Origin of the sequence: Amycolatopsis cynarae, from assembly GCF_026802195.1 — a bacterium.
In the GTDB taxonomy this organism is placed as follows: Bacteria; Actinomycetota; Actinomycetes; order Mycobacteriales; family Pseudonocardiaceae; genus Amycolatopsis_E; species Amycolatopsis_E rhizosphaerae.
In genome coordinates, this window is record NZ_CP113836.1 from 3,240,155 (window position 1) to 3,253,227 (window position 13,073).

Here is a 13,073-nt window from a genome sequence, read left to right on the forward strand (position 1 = left end):
CGAGGACTCGTCAACGACCGCCAAGGCACCAGGTAGCCGGAGCTCTTCTCCCGCTCAGCCGGTGTGAAGGATCCGAAGGCGATCGGGTTCGGCCGGATCTCGGTCAACGACCTGGACCGGCGCCCAAGCCCACTGCCAAACGTCGATGCCTGGTCTGCGGGAGAACCGGATCTCCCCGCGAGTGCCTTCGACGGCAACGTGCGGCCAGGACTCGGCGATGCGCGCCCGGTCCGCGCCGTGAGAACGCAGCACATCGGCGAGGACTGCGACCGTGTCGTAGCCCTCGAAGGCGACGAAGGAAGGCGCTTCGGCCAGCCGCTCACGGAGGGCCGTCTCGACTCGTGCACCGAGTGGGCTGAGACGTTCGGGCAGGTAACGCAGGAACGGGATCGCGACACTGTCCTCGCCCAGCAACGCCGCCCATTCGGCGAACTCCGGTTGCCCGGCGGGAGCACCGATCATGACCTCGTCGAGGCGCCGGTCGCGGCGGACGGACTTCACGATCGACACTGCCGGTTCCGGGTGACCGACCAGAAGAAGGAGGGCTGTCGCATGATTGTCGGCGAGCGCGTCGCACACGGCGGTGGGGGTGAGCCCACGCATGTCGAGTTCGATGACGGTGCCGCCGTGCGGAGCGAGGTAGTCCCGCAGAATGCGGGCCCCGGATGCCCAATAGACACTCGGCTCGGCTGCCACGGCGATTCGACTGTGGCCCGCGCCGAGGAGGAAGTCCGCATAGATCCGCCAACCGTGGGATTGCGCCGGGGCGAGGCGCGCGACCCACTCCGTCGGCTGTTCGGTGAGCGCGTCGAGAACCGCCGACGAACAGAGGAACGGCAAGCCGAGGGCGTCGGCCCTGGCGGCGACGGCGCGAGCGACGACGCTGTGATACTCCCCCGCCAAGGCAGCCACGCCCAGGCGAGCCAACTCATCCACGGCCGCAGTGGCCCTCTGTGGATCGGCTGCGGCGGTGTCACGGACCATCAGTTCGAGTGGTCTTCCGACGATCCCGCCGGCGTCATTGACTTCGCGAACGGCCAACTCGAGTCCGGCGAGCAGGTGTTGGCCTGCCTCGGCCCAGCCGGGCCGGCTCAGCGGAACGAGAGCGCCGATCCGGACGGATGATCCGGCAGTCCGCGCTCCGGAAGGCGATGGTGGCGTCTTCATGTCCTGGCGTCTCCCCTGCGACGATCCGGTTCAGTGGTTCGACAACCCCGGAAACACCGTTTTCCGGGACTCCGCTCGGGCCGCCTACCCGCGTCCCCTCCGGCCGATCATGTCGAGCAGAAGTTTCGCGGCCAGTTCCGCCCCGTCGGTACGGACCGTCTCGGCCACGGCGGCGGCGCGGGCGCCGGTCTCGGGGGCCAGCGCGGTCTCGAGTGCGGCCGACAGGGACCCGGCGGTCGGCGTCGGACCGTGGTGTCCCGTGCCGATGCCCAGCTCGGTGACCCGGTCCGCCCAATACGGCTGGTCCGCGACCTGGGGCACGATCACCTGCGGCGCCCCGGCGCGGGCCGCCGTCGTCGTGGTGCCCGCGCCGCCGTGGTGCACGACCGCGGCCACCCGGCGGAACAGCACCTGCTGGTTGACCTCGCCGACGACGAAGCAGTCGTCCCGGTCGTCGGTCGTCAGGCCGGCCCAGCCGCTCCCGAGCAGGACGCGACGCCCCTGCGTCCGGACCGCCTCGATGACGGCCCGGGAGACCTCCTGCGTGTTCGCGCCTCGCATCGGCATGCTGCCGAAGCCCACGTACACCGGCTCCGCACCGGCGGCCAGGAACGCCTCCAGGTCGGCCGGGAGCGGGCGCTCGTCCGGCCGGATCCATGCGCCGGTCTGTGCCACGGCGAGCTCCGGCGTCTCCTGCCACGGGCCCAGTACCGGGTCGGCCGCCAGGAACGGGTGACCGGTGAAGACATGGTCGCGGATGTGGTCCACCGGCGGCAGGCCGATCGAGGCCCGGTGGGTGTTGACCGTCTCACCGAACATCGTGTTCATGTGCTCGGCGTGGAGGTCCCACAGCTCCCGGTTGCCGGTCATCTCGGCGGGGATCACCTGGCCCGGCCAGGGGCGGGGCGGGTGGTGCGGCGACGGCAGGTAGCACGGGGACATGGACGTGAACACGTACGGCACGCCCAGCTTCTCGGCCGCCGCCCGCGCTCCGGCCAGGGCCGGGAGCGACCCGGTGGCCACCACCGCGGCGCAGCCCTCGGCCACCCCGGCGACCGCCTCGTAGGCCATGGCGGTCAGTTCGGCGGCGATGCCGGACAGGCCCGCCTGCGCCTTGCCGGGGACCGCCCCTGTCGCCAACGCGCGGATCGGCCAGCCGACGGGACTCAGCGGCAGGTCGACACTGTCGAGCAGCTTCGCGAAGTCCGGCGGTGCGCACATCCGCACCTCGGCGCCGAGGGCCGCCAGCCGCAGCGCCAGCCCCGTCATCGGCTCGACGTCCCCGCGCGACCCGTAGGTCACCAGCACCACGCGCATTCCGCAGCCCCCCATTTTCCGTACGTTCCGGCGTCGAAGGCGAATTGTGGGGTATGACCGGGGTCTTGTGGCAAGGCCCGGTACCCGCTATATGTTGGTAGTGGCAAGGAGTAATGATCACCCCTTGCCTTTTTTGCTGCTCCACACCGGCACCGAACACCAGCTCCCAGTCCTGCTTGTTGAAGTGCAGAGGCCGCATGGATCCGCAGGTGGTGCTGTTCGTCGTGCGCGGATGGCCATCTTGTAGGCGCGTGGTTCTCCCTGATGCCGGGACAGCGGGATCAGTACGCGGCCGTCCTTTTTGGTGGGCTGTTGCGGGCGCCTTCGTCGGTCTGTCCATCGGCGGCCGCATCTCCGATCAGCGCCCGCACCTTGCGCTCCTTACCGGCGCATCGGCGATCGTGATCTTGTCGGTCGTCATGGTCATCGCGATCCGGGAGGCTTGGGTGGTGGTGCCGACGATGTTCCTGATCGGTGTCGCCGCGTTCGTGCTCAACCCCGCACGTGCCCGCTAGGCGAACTGTTCGAGCAGGCCCTGGAGGGCGTTGTCACCGAACATCAGCGCCAAATTGGCGGCGGACTCGGCGGCGGACGCTTCACCTCGAGGGAAAAGTGCCTGCTCGTAGACGTCCAATGCGGACTCGGTGTCGCCGGGGTTGGCGGCGATCGCTTGGCCGAGCTCGGCGGCGTCGAGCAGGGCGAGGTTGGCGCCCTCTCCGGCGAAGGGGGACATCAGGTGCGCGGCGTCGCCCAGGAGGGTCACACCGGGGACCCGGTCCCAGCGGTGCCCGACGGGCAAGGCGTGGATCCGGCGCGGCACCAGGGGGCCGTCGGCGTCGGCGACCAGCGCGCGCAGGGACTCGCCCCAGCCCTCGAACTGTGTGAGGACAGCCTTCTTCGCCCTTTCCGGATCGGTGAAGTCGATGCTGTCGAGCCAGCCGTCGTCGGCCTTGAGCGCGGTGTAGACGTGGAGGCTGCCGTCGGTTTCGCGGTGCGCGAGGAAGCCCTTGTGGTTGCCGAGGCAGATGAAGAAGCCCTCGCCGACCAGGGCAGCGCTCGCCGCATGACGCGTGTCCGCCGCCAGCAGGTCGGTCTCGACGAACGAGATGCCGGTGTAGGCGGGGACGGCGCCGGAGACCAGGGGACGGATGCGTGACCACGCACCGTCCGCGCCGACCAGCAGGTCGGTGGTGATCGTCGTGCCGTCGGCGAAGATCACCTCGTGATGGCGGCCGCCCAGCGCCCGGACGCCGGTCGCCTTCCTGCCCCAGCGGACACTGCTCGCCGGCAACGAGTTCAGCAGCAGGTCGCGCAGTTGCCCGCGGTCCACCTCGGGACGCCCGCCGGTGCCGTCGTCTTCCGCCGCCAGGCGGATCCTGCCCTGCTGGTCGGCGATGCGCATCGCCTCACCGCCGGGATGGACCAGCGCACGGAACTGCTCGTACAGGCCGGCTGCGCGCAGCGCGACCTGGCCGGAGTCCTCGTGGATGTCGAGCATGCCGCCCTGCACGCGGGCTTCGGGAGACGCCTCAAGGTCGAACACGGTGGCTTCGAGGCCGTTGACGTGCAGCACCCTGGCCAGGGTGAGGCCGCCGAGTCCGGCGCCGACGATCGCGATCGGACAGTGGGAAGTGGGGCTGATCATGGTGCTCCTTTGTGGTGGCGTGCCGCGGTGGGGTCAGCAGCCGGTGACGGGGGTGCGTGCCATGCCGTTGATCAGCATCTGGAAGCACCAGGTCAGGCGGGCCTGCGGGGAGCCGGCCAGCAGGCTTCCCGCCAGGGCGTGCACGTGGGGATGGGTGTTCTCGGACGCCCCGTGCAAGGCGCGGGTCAGGGCATCCCACTCTGCCTCGGCGTCGGCCGACTGCCCGCAGGTGGAGTGCTCGGCCGCGGTGGCCGTGGCGAACTGCAGGAGCACGTCGACACCCCAGGCAGCCTGCACCGGCGGCACGCCGCCCTTGTCCAGCAGGGCCAGCAGGCTCTCCAGCAGCCGCAGGTAGTGCTCACCGCTGGGGCGTGCGGTCAGCGCCGAGCGCGCAAGCCCCGGATGCTCGAAGAGCACCTTGGTGTAGGAGGTGAGCACTTCCACCAGTCGTTCGCGCCAGTCTCCCCCGCGCTCGGCCGGGTCCAGGTCGACCTCGCCGAGCAGCTCGTCCAACACCGCCGCGTGCAACTCGGCCGTGTTGGACACGTACACGTAAAGCGAGGCCGGACCGGTGTCCAGCTCCTGTGCCAGGCGCCGCATCGTCACCTTCTCCAGCCCCTCGGCACGCATCACCGCGACCGCTGTCGCGACGATCCCCTCGCGAGTCAGAGCCGGTTTCGCCGGGCGCTCGCGGCGACTGATCGGGTTTCCGGGCTGCGCTGTCATACCCAGAGCATAACGAACGTGTTCGTTACGAACAAGTTCGTATGCACGCTACTGCTTCCGGCACCTGGGTCAGTGGCCGTGGGGCGCGTACATGATGACGGCCATACCGGCGAGGCAGACCAGGGCGCCGATGACGTCGGACCGGTCGGGCCGGTAGCCGTCGGCGACCACGCCCCGGGCGATCGACCCGGCCATCTGACGGGCAGTGGGAGCGAACGAGAGGCGACGGGCTGTTCAGACGACTGACCCGAAGAGCTCGGTGAGCAAGGCTGCCCCGTCGGAGGGGGCACGCACCTGAAGGTGCAGTACGGATCCGTCGAGGTGGAGACGGAAGTCGAAGAACGGACAGCACTGCTGTTCGGCGACGGCCAGTGCCGCGATGGCCCCGGCCCGGTCCGCGGGCAGGGTGAGATGAACGCCCTCGCCGGTCTCCCGCCCTACGGCGCCGTCGACCAACCGCCGCCACTGGGCGGTGCGCTCGGCGAGGCCGTCGCCGTCCAGGGAGCAGGCCACCGGGGCGCTCCGCCATCGCTCGGTTTCCCGTTCGGCGGCCCGGCGGCCGGGCAGCACAGCCACGTCGACCGGCCGGGCGGGAGCAGCGGAAGTGGGGAAACCGCATTCCGGATCGCAGCGGCCGGACCGATCGGGCAGGGCGTCCAGGTGTTCCAGGGCCCTGTGCAGGGTGACGGTGAACGCCGACAGTTCCGCGGCCCGCGCTTCGGCATCCGCGATTCGAGCGGCGATGCGCGGTCGCAGGTCGGCCTTCACCTCCGCGCAGGCGCCGGACTCCCACACGGCCAGCAGTTCCGAGACTTCCTCCAAGGGCAGCCCGAGGTGTTTGGCCGCGCCGATGAACGCCAGGCGTTCGATGGCATCCTCCCCGTAGAGGCGGTAGCCGGATGGAGACCGGTCGGCGGGCAACAGCCCAGCAGCCTCGTAAAACCGCAGCGTGGTGGCCGGAACGCCGGAGCGTTCGGCGAGCTGGGAGATCCGCATGGTGCTCACTCACCGACGGTAAACCCTCGACTCGACTGGAAGGTCAAGGCGGAGCGACCCGGGTCCTGCGTGAACACGACGAGCACACAATGGCGATGGAAACCACCAGCTGACCCGCGGCCCAGCCCTTGATGCTGACTCCACGCGATGAGTGGTCACCTCGTGCCCGTCCTCACCAGGGAATCCGCCCGTCCTCGGCCAAAAAGGCGCCCGTCGGGCCGTCCTCGCCCGCCGTCGCCAGGTCAACCGCCGCGGCCGCGCCCTCCTCCGCCGTGCGTATCCCGGCATGGCGGTTGAGGTCGGTCGCGCAGTAGCCGGGACTCACCGCGTTGACCAGGATCCCTTCGGCGCGCAGTTCCTTGGCGTAGAGCACGGTGATCGCGTTCAGCGCGCTCTTCGAGGTGCAGTAAGGGAGGAGGACCGAGGAGTAGGCGGACCACGGGCTGCCCGGGTCGGCCAGGTGGGTGAGGGAGCCGAGTTCGCTGGACATGTTGACGATGCGTGCGGCGGCGGAGCGGCGAAGCAGGGGGAGCATGGCGTGGGTCACCGCGATGACGCCGAACACGTTGGTCTCGTATACCTGCCGGACGGTGGCGGCTGGGGTTTCACTCGGTTTTTGCGGTCCGGCGGCGATCGCGGCGTTGTTGACGAGGATGTCGAGGCGGCCGAACATGGCGTCGATGTGCTGGGCGGCGGCCTGGACCGAGATCTCGTCGGTGACGTCCAGCGGAACGAACCGTACGTCGGCGCCGTCGGCGCGAAGCTCATCGGCCGCTGCCTCGCCACGCTCGGCGTTGCGGGCGCCGATCAGCACGGTGATGCCGAGGGCTGCGAGCCTGCGCGCCGTTTCCCTGCCGATGCCCTTGTTCGCGCCGGTGATCAGAGCAGTCTTCTGCGAAGTCGTCATGGCACTCAGCCTCCCCTCACCCACGGGCGGCAGGGAAAGACCAAAAGACTCTGGATCTAGAGTCCGCAGATATGAGTGAGCTAGAGGTGCGGGAGCTGAGGTACTTCATCGCGGTCGCCGAGGAACTGAACTTCAGCCGGGCCGCGCAACGCCTGGGGATGGCGCAGCCCCCGCTGTCGAAGGCGATCGCTCAGCTGGAGTCCCGGCTCGGGGTACGCCTGCTGGAGCGCACCACCCGGCAGGTGAGGCTGACCAACGCCGGTCAGGTGCTGCTCGACCAGGCCCGGATCGCGGTCGACGCGGTGCACGCGGCGGCCCGGCGAGCACGCCGGGCCGGTCAGCCGACACCCCAGCTCGTCGTGGCGGTCAAACCGGGAGGCGATGCCGGGCTGCTGCGGGAGATCCTCGCCGCCTACCGGGGAAAGGGTTCGCATCTGCCGCCGCCTGAAGTCGTCGTCGGCGGCAGCGGAGAGCCGATCGCCATGCTGCGGGACGGCCGTGCCGACGTAGCGCTGCTGCGCAGCCCGTTCGACGGTCAGGGGCTGGATTCCCAGACACTCGTGGTCGAGCCGCGACTGGCCGTCCTCCCCGCCGCGCACCGCCTGGCCGGACGCCGGCGACTGCGGCTGACCGACCTCAAGGGCGAACCGATCCCGCGCTGGAAGGGGGCCGCCCCCTCCACCATCGCCTACTACACCGGATACGACGGCGCGGAAGCAGGCGATGGCCACACAGGCTTGGCGCCGGCCGACACTCTTGAGGGGCCGCTCGTGGCCAGCGTCGAGCAACTCCTGGAGGTGGTCGCGCTGGGGCAGGCGGTGGCGTTCCTGGCACGCTCCACCACCGAGCGGCACCAGCGCCCGGACATCGCTTACCGGCCGGTCACCGGCCTCAGCCCCAGCGCGGTCATGGTCGCCTGGCCGGAGACCTCGCGATCCGCAGCCGTCGCCACCTTCGTCCAAGCCGCCCACGACGTCGCCACCCACCACCCTGACCACATGACCGCACTGGCCTGACCGGCGTACTCAGCCCCTGGTCGCGCCGACCACGCGCTTCTTTGCTCGCCCCGATAGCCGCGAAGGGCTCCGCAGCGAGGGGCTCGTACCGCATTCGAGGAGTTCTGCCGCTGCCTCGCCGACGAAGGTCGGGCCTGTCAGGGATTCGGAGGCGGCATGACGTCATCCGGTAGTCATCGCTGTCCGGTGATGAACACTTCGGGCGAACGCTGACCCGACTCGATCTGGCGCCGAAGAGCGAGGTCGTACGGGCTCGTCACGCGATCCGCGAAATCCCCGATGAAGACGGCGAACACGCGGCCCGCCGGGTCCTCGGCCCAGTCACGTGCGATCTCCCGCCACGAGGCCAGGTTGGGGTGGTTGTACATCAGGGCCGCCTCGGCCGGAGCCAGCAGCGCCACAGCGGCCTCGAGTTCGGACCGTGCCAGTTCGTAGGTGCCCGATCCGCCCCGGCGCCCGGTCAACAGGGCCAAGACGAGCGACGGCAACTCGTGGACCGGCACGTTGACCACTGGGAAGTGCACATCGGCGGGGTCCGTACTCGACCCGGGCACGAGGGTGACCCCGTAGGCCGCCGGTGTTTCCCAGCCGGGCATCCGGTCGATCAGCCGTCGCTTCGCCGCCATTATCGCCTCGACGGTGTCCCAGTGCTCGCGCGTCATGACGGGCAGTCTGGTCGATGCGCCTGCCCGTCCGCACCCGATTTCGGTTCCGGTTCAGCTTTTCGGCCTGGCCCAACCGGCAGCCTGGGGCGAGTGTCCGGCGCAGTGGTCGGCGGGGTTGTCCGGAAGCAGGACATAACCGCACTCCTGGCACATCCCCCAACGGCCGTTCCACTGGCCGGTGCGCCGGAGCCGTCGCGTGGCTGACAACCAGGCGGCCCAGTCGGCCTCATCGATGTCACCTCGGTCGTCGATGGGGCAGCCCGGTTGCGTCCCGGCCAGAAAGCCGGTGATGAAATAGCGGGTCTCGTCGGGCATCGCCCCGATGGATCACCTGGTCGAAGCGGAACTCGCTGACGGACCACATCCGGCCGGTCATGGCATGGGAACCCAGCCCCAACGAGATCTTCCACGCCTGCGCTCACCCGCCAGATCCATACCTCGATGCGACGGTCACGGCGGTGAAAGGATGGGAAGGTGGATTACCCGCGCGCTCTCGATGCTCTGGCGGAATGGGGATCGAGCCGTCCTGAGGTGCGGGCGCTCGTGCTGACGGGATCGGCCGCCGCAGGCACCGGCACCGCGCACCCGCTCTCCGACCGGGACATCGAGGTGTTCACCACCGAAGTCCCGGCGCTGCTGGCCGACGAATCCTGGTGGTCCGGACTCGGGGAGGTGCTGGTCGTCGAGCGCCTGGAGGACGGCGACGGCAATCCGACCCGCCTGATCTACTACGCGGGCGGCAAGATCGACTTCACCCTGCTCCCCGCGCAGCGGCTTCACGGCCGCGTGTACTCGCAGCCGTTCGAGTTGCTGCTGGACAAGGACGGAGCAGCCACCACGGCATCGTTCACCGAGCACTCTGTGAAGCCACCCTCGGCCGAGGAGTTCGACGAGTCGGTCAACTGGGCATGGGCGGCGGCCTTGATGCAGGCCAAGGCGATCGTGCGCGACGAACCGTGGTCGGCCAAGGTGCGGGATCAGGACCTCAAGGCCGAACTGCTGCGGATGATCGAGTGGGACCACCGCACCCGGCACGGGCCGGACTTCGACACCCGCTACCAGGGAGCGAGAATGCGGCGCTGGATGGACGCCGACACCCAGCACGCACTTGAACAGTGCTGGGCCGGTCTCGCCACCAGGGAAGCGACGCGGGCGCTCCTCGCGACGACGCGGCTGTATCGCACTCTCGCCGAGCGCACCGCGACCGCCCTTGGTTTCCCCGCCTTCGCTCACGAACGTGCCCACAGCGAACTGCGCACGATCCTCAGCCTCGACACCGCAAGCTGAGCACGCCCAGCCTGTGTCCATGGTTCAGCGCATCACGGCGCCGGAGCGAAAAACCATTAGAAACTTAAATAAGTCTCTGATATACCTGAGGGCGTGCCCCAGCCTTCGCCCGACGCGGAACTGAGCGTCGCCGAGTTGACCGCCGTGATGGAGAACTTCACGCGGATGTCCATCCGCCTGCCGTCCGTACGGAGGCTGAGCTTCACCACGCTGTCGGTGCTCCACACACTGGCCGGGCAAGGCCCCAAGCGCCTTGGTGACCTGACCGCCAGCGAACAGGTCACCCAGTCGGCGATCACGCAACTGGTGACCAAACTGGAGCGTGAGGGACTGGTGGAGCGCAGGCCGGACCCATCGGACGGCCGCGCCGTGCTCGTGCGCATCACCCCGGCCGGGGCCGCGATCGTCGACGGGCGGCGGGCCGAGCGGACGGCACATCTCGCGGAACTCACCGCCAGGCTCACCCCGGCCGAACGGTCCGCCATCGCGGCGGCCCTGCCCGCACTGGCCCGTGTGGTCGAACTCCACCGGGAGCAACCCCGTGAGCAGCACGACTGACCTGTAGTGGAAGTGGTTTCCGTGCCGGCGCGCTGACGGCCCGCCGCTTTGGAAACACAACCTGGACAAGGAAGACAGCACATGCCCCCGACGCCACGGCCGTTCCCGTTGGAACCAGCGCCGATCCACGTGCGCGAAGACGTACTCGACGACCTGCGGCAGCGGCTGGCGCTGACGCGCTGGCCCGACGACGCGGGCAACGAGGACTCCTACTACGGCGTGAACCGCACCTACCTGCAGGAACTCGTCGAGTACTGGCGCGCCTCCTACGACTGGCGCAGGGCCGAGGCCGCGATCAACGCCTACGAGCACTACCGGGTCGAGGTCGACGGCGTCCCCGTGCACTTCCTGCGCAAACCCGGCACCGGTCCGGCCGCGGTGCCCCTCATCCTCACCCACGGCTGGCCGTGGACCTTCTGGCACTGGTCCAAAGTGATCGATCCGCTGGCCGACCCCGCCGCCTTCGGCGGCGATCCCGCCGACGCCTTCGACGTGATCGTCCCGTCCTTTCCCGGGTTCGGTTTCTCGTCGCCACTTCCCCACCGCCCGGACATGAACTTCTGGAAGGTCGCCGATCTCTGGCACTCGCTGATGACCGAGACCCTCGGCTACGACAGGTACGCGGCCGCCGGATGCGACGTCGGCGCGCTGGTCACCGGTCAGCTCGGGCACAAGTACGCCGATGAGCTGTATGCGATCCACATCGGTTCGGGCCAGAAGCTCACCCTGTTCCACGGCGAGCGGGCCTGGGACGTCAGTGGCGGCAGGCCCATTCCCGCCGGTCTTCCCGAGGAAGTCCGCGCTCGCATCGTCGAGTTGGAGAAGCGTTTCGCCGTCCACCTGGCCGCGCACGTGCTGGAGCCGAGCACGCTCGCCTTCGGACTGTCCGACTCACCCGCCGGGATGCTCGCCTGGATACTGCAGCGTTGGATCGCCTGGAGCGACCACGGCGGCGACATCGAAAGCGTTTTCACGAAGGACGATCTACTCACCCACGCGATGATCTTCTGGGTGACGAACTCGATCGGCACCTCGATCCGCACCTACGCCAACAACAACCGGTACCCGTGGACCCCCTCCCACGACCGGTGGCCGGTCGTCGAAGCCCCCACGGGCATCACCTTCGTCGGCCACGAAAACCCGCCCGGGGTCAGCACCGACGGGCGAGTGCGCAATTTCCTCGAAAGTGACCGCGCCGAGTGGTACAACCACGTCAACCTCACCGCACACGACGAGGGCGGGCACTTCATCCCGTGGGAGATCCCGGACCGGTGGGTCGAGGACCTGCGGCGCACCTTCCGAGGCAGGCGCTAGACCTGTACCGAAGTGGTTTGCGGGGCGGTGCGGGCAGGCCGCCGTGCCCTGAAACGGAAGCCGCCACCCGGCCTCCTGCGGCCGGTTTTCCTTGCCCGCCGCCGATCGACGGCGGGCGCCGGCCAGGTCGACGGCCGACACCAGCAGGGCGAGGGCGACGAAAACGGCCGAACCGCCGAGGCTTTCGCGGGTGGCACGCGCGAAATCGCCGCCGGAAGCCACCGTGCCGAAGAACAACGCCCCGGTGACGGCGAGGCCGATCGCCGACCCGAGACGTTGCCCCGTCTGCAGGACGGCCCCCGCGGTGCTGCCCTCGGACAGCGGGACCGACCGGAGCGCGAGGGTGAGGTTCGGGCCGATCACCGCCCCGCTGCCCGCCCCGGCGAGCAGCAGCGGCCCGAGCACGAACAGCCACCGGTGCGGGCCGCCCTCCTGGACCGCCGCGGCCGCGCCGGCGATCCCGGCCCCGGCGGCGGCCGTGCCCGCCAGGACCAGCAGGCGGCCGAACCGGTGGACGGCGCGCCCGGACAGCGCCGCACTGATCGCCGATCCGGCGGCGAAGGGTATTCCCGCGGCCCCGGCAGCCGCCGCAGACCAGCCGAGACCCTGCTGGAAGTACAGCGAGACCACGAACGGGATGCCCGAGTAGCCGGCGAAGTACGGTAACGCGACGAGCGCGCCGAACGCGTAGGAGCGCCGCCGGAACAGGCCGAGATCGACCAGGGGCCGGGGGTGGTGCCGTTCCCGGGCCACGAACGCGGCGAGCAGCGCCGCCCCGGCCGCGAGCAGATACCACCGTCCCGATCCGCCGGGCCGTCCGGCGTCGCCCAGCGGCAGGATGATCGCGGCGATGCCCGCACCCAGCAGGACCACTCCGGCCAGGTCGACGCGGGGTGCCGGGCCCCGCGGCCGGTCCCGGGGAAGCACCCACGAGCCGAGGACGAGCGCCACGGCGCCGAGGGGCAGGTTGACGAAGAACACCCAGCGCCAGCCCCCGGGATTCCCCGCCGCCTGGATCAGCAGACCGCCCAGCACGGGGCCGATCGCCGTGGCCGCCGCGACCATCGCGGCGTACCCGCCGGAGGCGGTGCCGCGTTCGCGGCCGCGGAACAACTGCTGCATCAGCCCGACCACCTGTGGGGTCAGCACCCCGCCCGCCAGGCCCTGCACCAGCCGGGCGGCGAGCAGCGAGGCGGAGGAGCCCGCGAACCCGCACGCGGCACTCGCCGCGGTGAACACCGCCAAGCCGAACAGGAACAGGCGGCGACGCCCGAAACCGTCCCCCAGCCTGCCCGCGGGGATCAGCGCCAGCCCGAAGGCGAGGGTGTAGCCCGCGACCACCCAGGACAGCGCGGACGGGGACATGCCAAGACCGGACCGCAGGGACGGCAGCGCCACATTGACGATGCTGACGTCGAGCAGGGTCATGAACCCGGCCAGCAGACAAACGGAAAACGCTCTCCAACGACCCTGAT

13 protein-coding genes and 2 pseudogenes are annotated in these 13,073 nt (G+C 70.0%); 5 read left to right on the plus strand and 10 right to left on the minus strand.

Annotation, left to right across the window (positions count from 1 at the left end; genetic code table 11):
- Positions 1-54: 54 nt before the first annotated feature.
- Together ORV05_RS15590 and ORV05_RS15595 are read right to left on the minus strand one after the other, a co-directional pair.
- Positions 55-1,167 (minus strand): ABC transporter substrate-binding protein, encoded by a 1,113-nt coding sequence (locus ORV05_RS15590; RefSeq protein ID WP_268759211.1) that lies wholly within the window; start codon positions 1,165-1,167, stop codon positions 55-57.
- Between the two features lie 84 nt (positions 1,168-1,251).
- The gene (locus ORV05_RS15595; RefSeq protein ID WP_268759786.1) at positions 1,252-2,484 is read right to left on the minus strand and encodes a glycosyltransferase; all 1,233 of its coding nucleotides are present in this window, start codon (positions 2,482-2,484) and stop codon (positions 1,252-1,254) included.
- A gap of 197 nt (positions 2,485-2,681) precedes the next feature.
- On the opposite strand from ORV05_RS15595, the gene ORV05_RS15600 reads away from it, so the two are divergent.
- Positions 2,682-2,999: a hypothetical protein gene (locus tag ORV05_RS15600; RefSeq protein ID WP_268759212.1), complete on the plus strand. Its 318-nt coding sequence runs from the start codon at positions 2,682-2,684 to the stop codon at positions 2,997-2,999.
- On the opposite strand, the gene ORV05_RS15605 is transcribed toward ORV05_RS15600, so the two are convergent.
- The 5 genes and pseudogenes from ORV05_RS15605 to ORV05_RS15625 form a co-directional block, all read right to left on the minus strand.
- Positions 2,996-4,129: an FAD-dependent oxidoreductase gene (locus tag ORV05_RS15605; protein WP_268759213.1), complete on the minus strand. Its 1,134-nt coding sequence runs from the start codon at positions 4,127-4,129 to the stop codon at positions 2,996-2,998. The genes ORV05_RS15600 and ORV05_RS15605 overlap by 4 nt on opposite strands.
- 33 nt (positions 4,130-4,162) lie before the next feature.
- Complete coding sequence (locus tag ORV05_RS15610) at positions 4,163-4,855, minus strand: TetR/AcrR family transcriptional regulator (protein WP_268759214.1); 693 nt, start codon at positions 4,853-4,855, stop codon at positions 4,163-4,165.
- Positions 4,856-4,924: 69 nt separating this feature from the next.
- Positions 4,925-5,050, minus strand: a pseudogene (locus ORV05_RS15615) (YnfA family protein); the annotation flags it as partial.
- Positions 5,051-5,089: 39 nt separating this feature from the next.
- Positions 5,090-5,851, minus strand: coding sequence for a MerR family transcriptional regulator (locus ORV05_RS15620; RefSeq protein WP_268759787.1), 762 nt, complete (start codon positions 5,849-5,851; stop codon positions 5,090-5,092).
- A gap of 172 nt (positions 5,852-6,023) precedes the next feature.
- Positions 6,024-6,758 carry an SDR family oxidoreductase gene (locus ORV05_RS15625; protein WP_268759215.1) on the minus strand — a complete coding sequence of 245 codons (735 nt, stop codon included), beginning with the start codon at positions 6,756-6,758 and terminating at the stop codon, positions 6,024-6,026.
- A gap of 71 nt (positions 6,759-6,829) precedes the next feature.
- Between ORV05_RS15625 and ORV05_RS15630 the strand changes: the two genes are divergently transcribed.
- On the plus strand, positions 6,830-7,774 hold the full coding sequence (locus tag ORV05_RS15630; RefSeq protein ID WP_268759216.1) for a LysR family transcriptional regulator: 945 nt from the start codon (positions 6,830-6,832) through the stop codon (positions 7,772-7,774).
- Positions 7,775-7,947: 173 nt separating this feature from the next.
- Here the strand turns inward: ORV05_RS15630 and ORV05_RS15635 are convergent, their stop codons facing one another.
- Both ORV05_RS15635 and ORV05_RS15640 read right to left on the minus strand, forming a co-directional pair.
- Positions 7,948-8,436, minus strand: a complete 489-nt coding sequence (locus tag ORV05_RS15635) for a hypothetical protein (RefSeq protein WP_268759217.1) — start codon at positions 8,434-8,436, stop codon at positions 7,948-7,950.
- Between the two features lie 54 nt (positions 8,437-8,490).
- On the minus strand, positions 8,491-8,754 hold the full coding sequence (locus tag ORV05_RS15640; protein WP_268759218.1) for a hypothetical protein: 264 nt from the start codon (positions 8,752-8,754) through the stop codon (positions 8,491-8,493).
- 159 nt (positions 8,755-8,913) lie between these two features.
- Between ORV05_RS15640 and ORV05_RS15645 the strand changes: the two genes are divergently transcribed.
- From ORV05_RS15645 to ORV05_RS15655, 3 genes are all read left to right on the plus strand, one after another.
- Entirely contained in the window at positions 8,914-9,726 is an 813-nt protein-coding gene (locus tag ORV05_RS15645; protein ID WP_268759219.1) for an aminoglycoside 6-adenylyltransferase, read from the plus strand.
- Positions 9,727-9,819: 93 nt separating this feature from the next.
- Entirely contained in the window at positions 9,820-10,284 is a 465-nt protein-coding gene (locus tag ORV05_RS15650) for a MarR family winged helix-turn-helix transcriptional regulator (RefSeq protein ID WP_268759220.1), read from the plus strand.
- 81 nt (positions 10,285-10,365) lie between these two features.
- Entirely contained in the window at positions 10,366-11,598 is a 1,233-nt protein-coding gene (locus ORV05_RS15655) for an epoxide hydrolase family protein (protein WP_268759221.1), read from the plus strand.
- Positions 11,599-11,913: 315 nt separating this feature from the next.
- On the opposite strand, the pseudogene ORV05_RS15660 reads toward ORV05_RS15655, so the two are convergent.
- A pseudogene (locus ORV05_RS15660) lies at positions 11,914-13,026 on the minus strand (MFS transporter); the annotation flags it as partial.
- Between the last annotated feature and the right edge of the window lie 47 nt (positions 13,027-13,073).

Excerpts from the sequence above, each read along its gene's own strand:
- ORV05_RS15600 (WP_268759212.1), top strand. The coding sequence starts at position 2,682 with ATGGATCCGCAGGTGGTGCTGTTCGTCGTGCGCGGATGGCCATCTTGT.
- ORV05_RS15655 (WP_268759221.1), top strand. The coding sequence starts at position 10,366 with ATGCCCCCGACGCCACGGCCGTTCCCGTTGGAACCAGCGCCGATCCAC.
- ORV05_RS15590 (WP_268759211.1), bottom strand. The coding sequence starts at position 1,167 with ATGAAGACGCCACCATCGCCTTCCGGAGCGCGGACTGCCGGATCATCC.
- ORV05_RS15610 (WP_268759214.1), bottom strand. The coding sequence starts at position 4,855 with ATGACAGCGCAGCCCGGAAACCCGATCAGTCGCCGCGAGCGCCCGGCG.
- ORV05_RS15635 (WP_268759217.1), bottom strand. The coding sequence starts at position 8,436 with ATGACGCGCGAGCACTGGGACACCGTCGAGGCGATAATGGCGGCGAAG.
- ORV05_RS15630 (WP_268759216.1), top strand. The coding sequence starts at position 6,830 with ATGAGTGAGCTAGAGGTGCGGGAGCTGAGGTACTTCATCGCGGTCGCC.
- ORV05_RS15595 (WP_268759786.1), bottom strand. The coding sequence starts at position 2,484 with ATGCGCGTGGTGCTGGTGACCTACGGGTCGCGCGGGGACGTCGAGCCG.
- ORV05_RS15640 (WP_268759218.1), bottom strand. The coding sequence starts at position 8,754 with ATGCCCGACGAGACCCGCTATTTCATCACCGGCTTTCTGGCCGGGACG.
- ORV05_RS15605 (WP_268759213.1), bottom strand. The coding sequence starts at position 4,129 with ATGATCAGCCCCACTTCCCACTGTCCGATCGCGATCGTCGGCGCCGGA.
- ORV05_RS15620 (WP_268759787.1), bottom strand. The coding sequence starts at position 5,851 with ATGCGGATCTCCCAGCTCGCCGAACGCTCCGGCGTTCCGGCCACCACG.
- ORV05_RS15625 (WP_268759215.1), bottom strand. The coding sequence starts at position 6,758 with ATGACGACTTCGCAGAAGACTGCTCTGATCACCGGCGCGAACAAGGGC.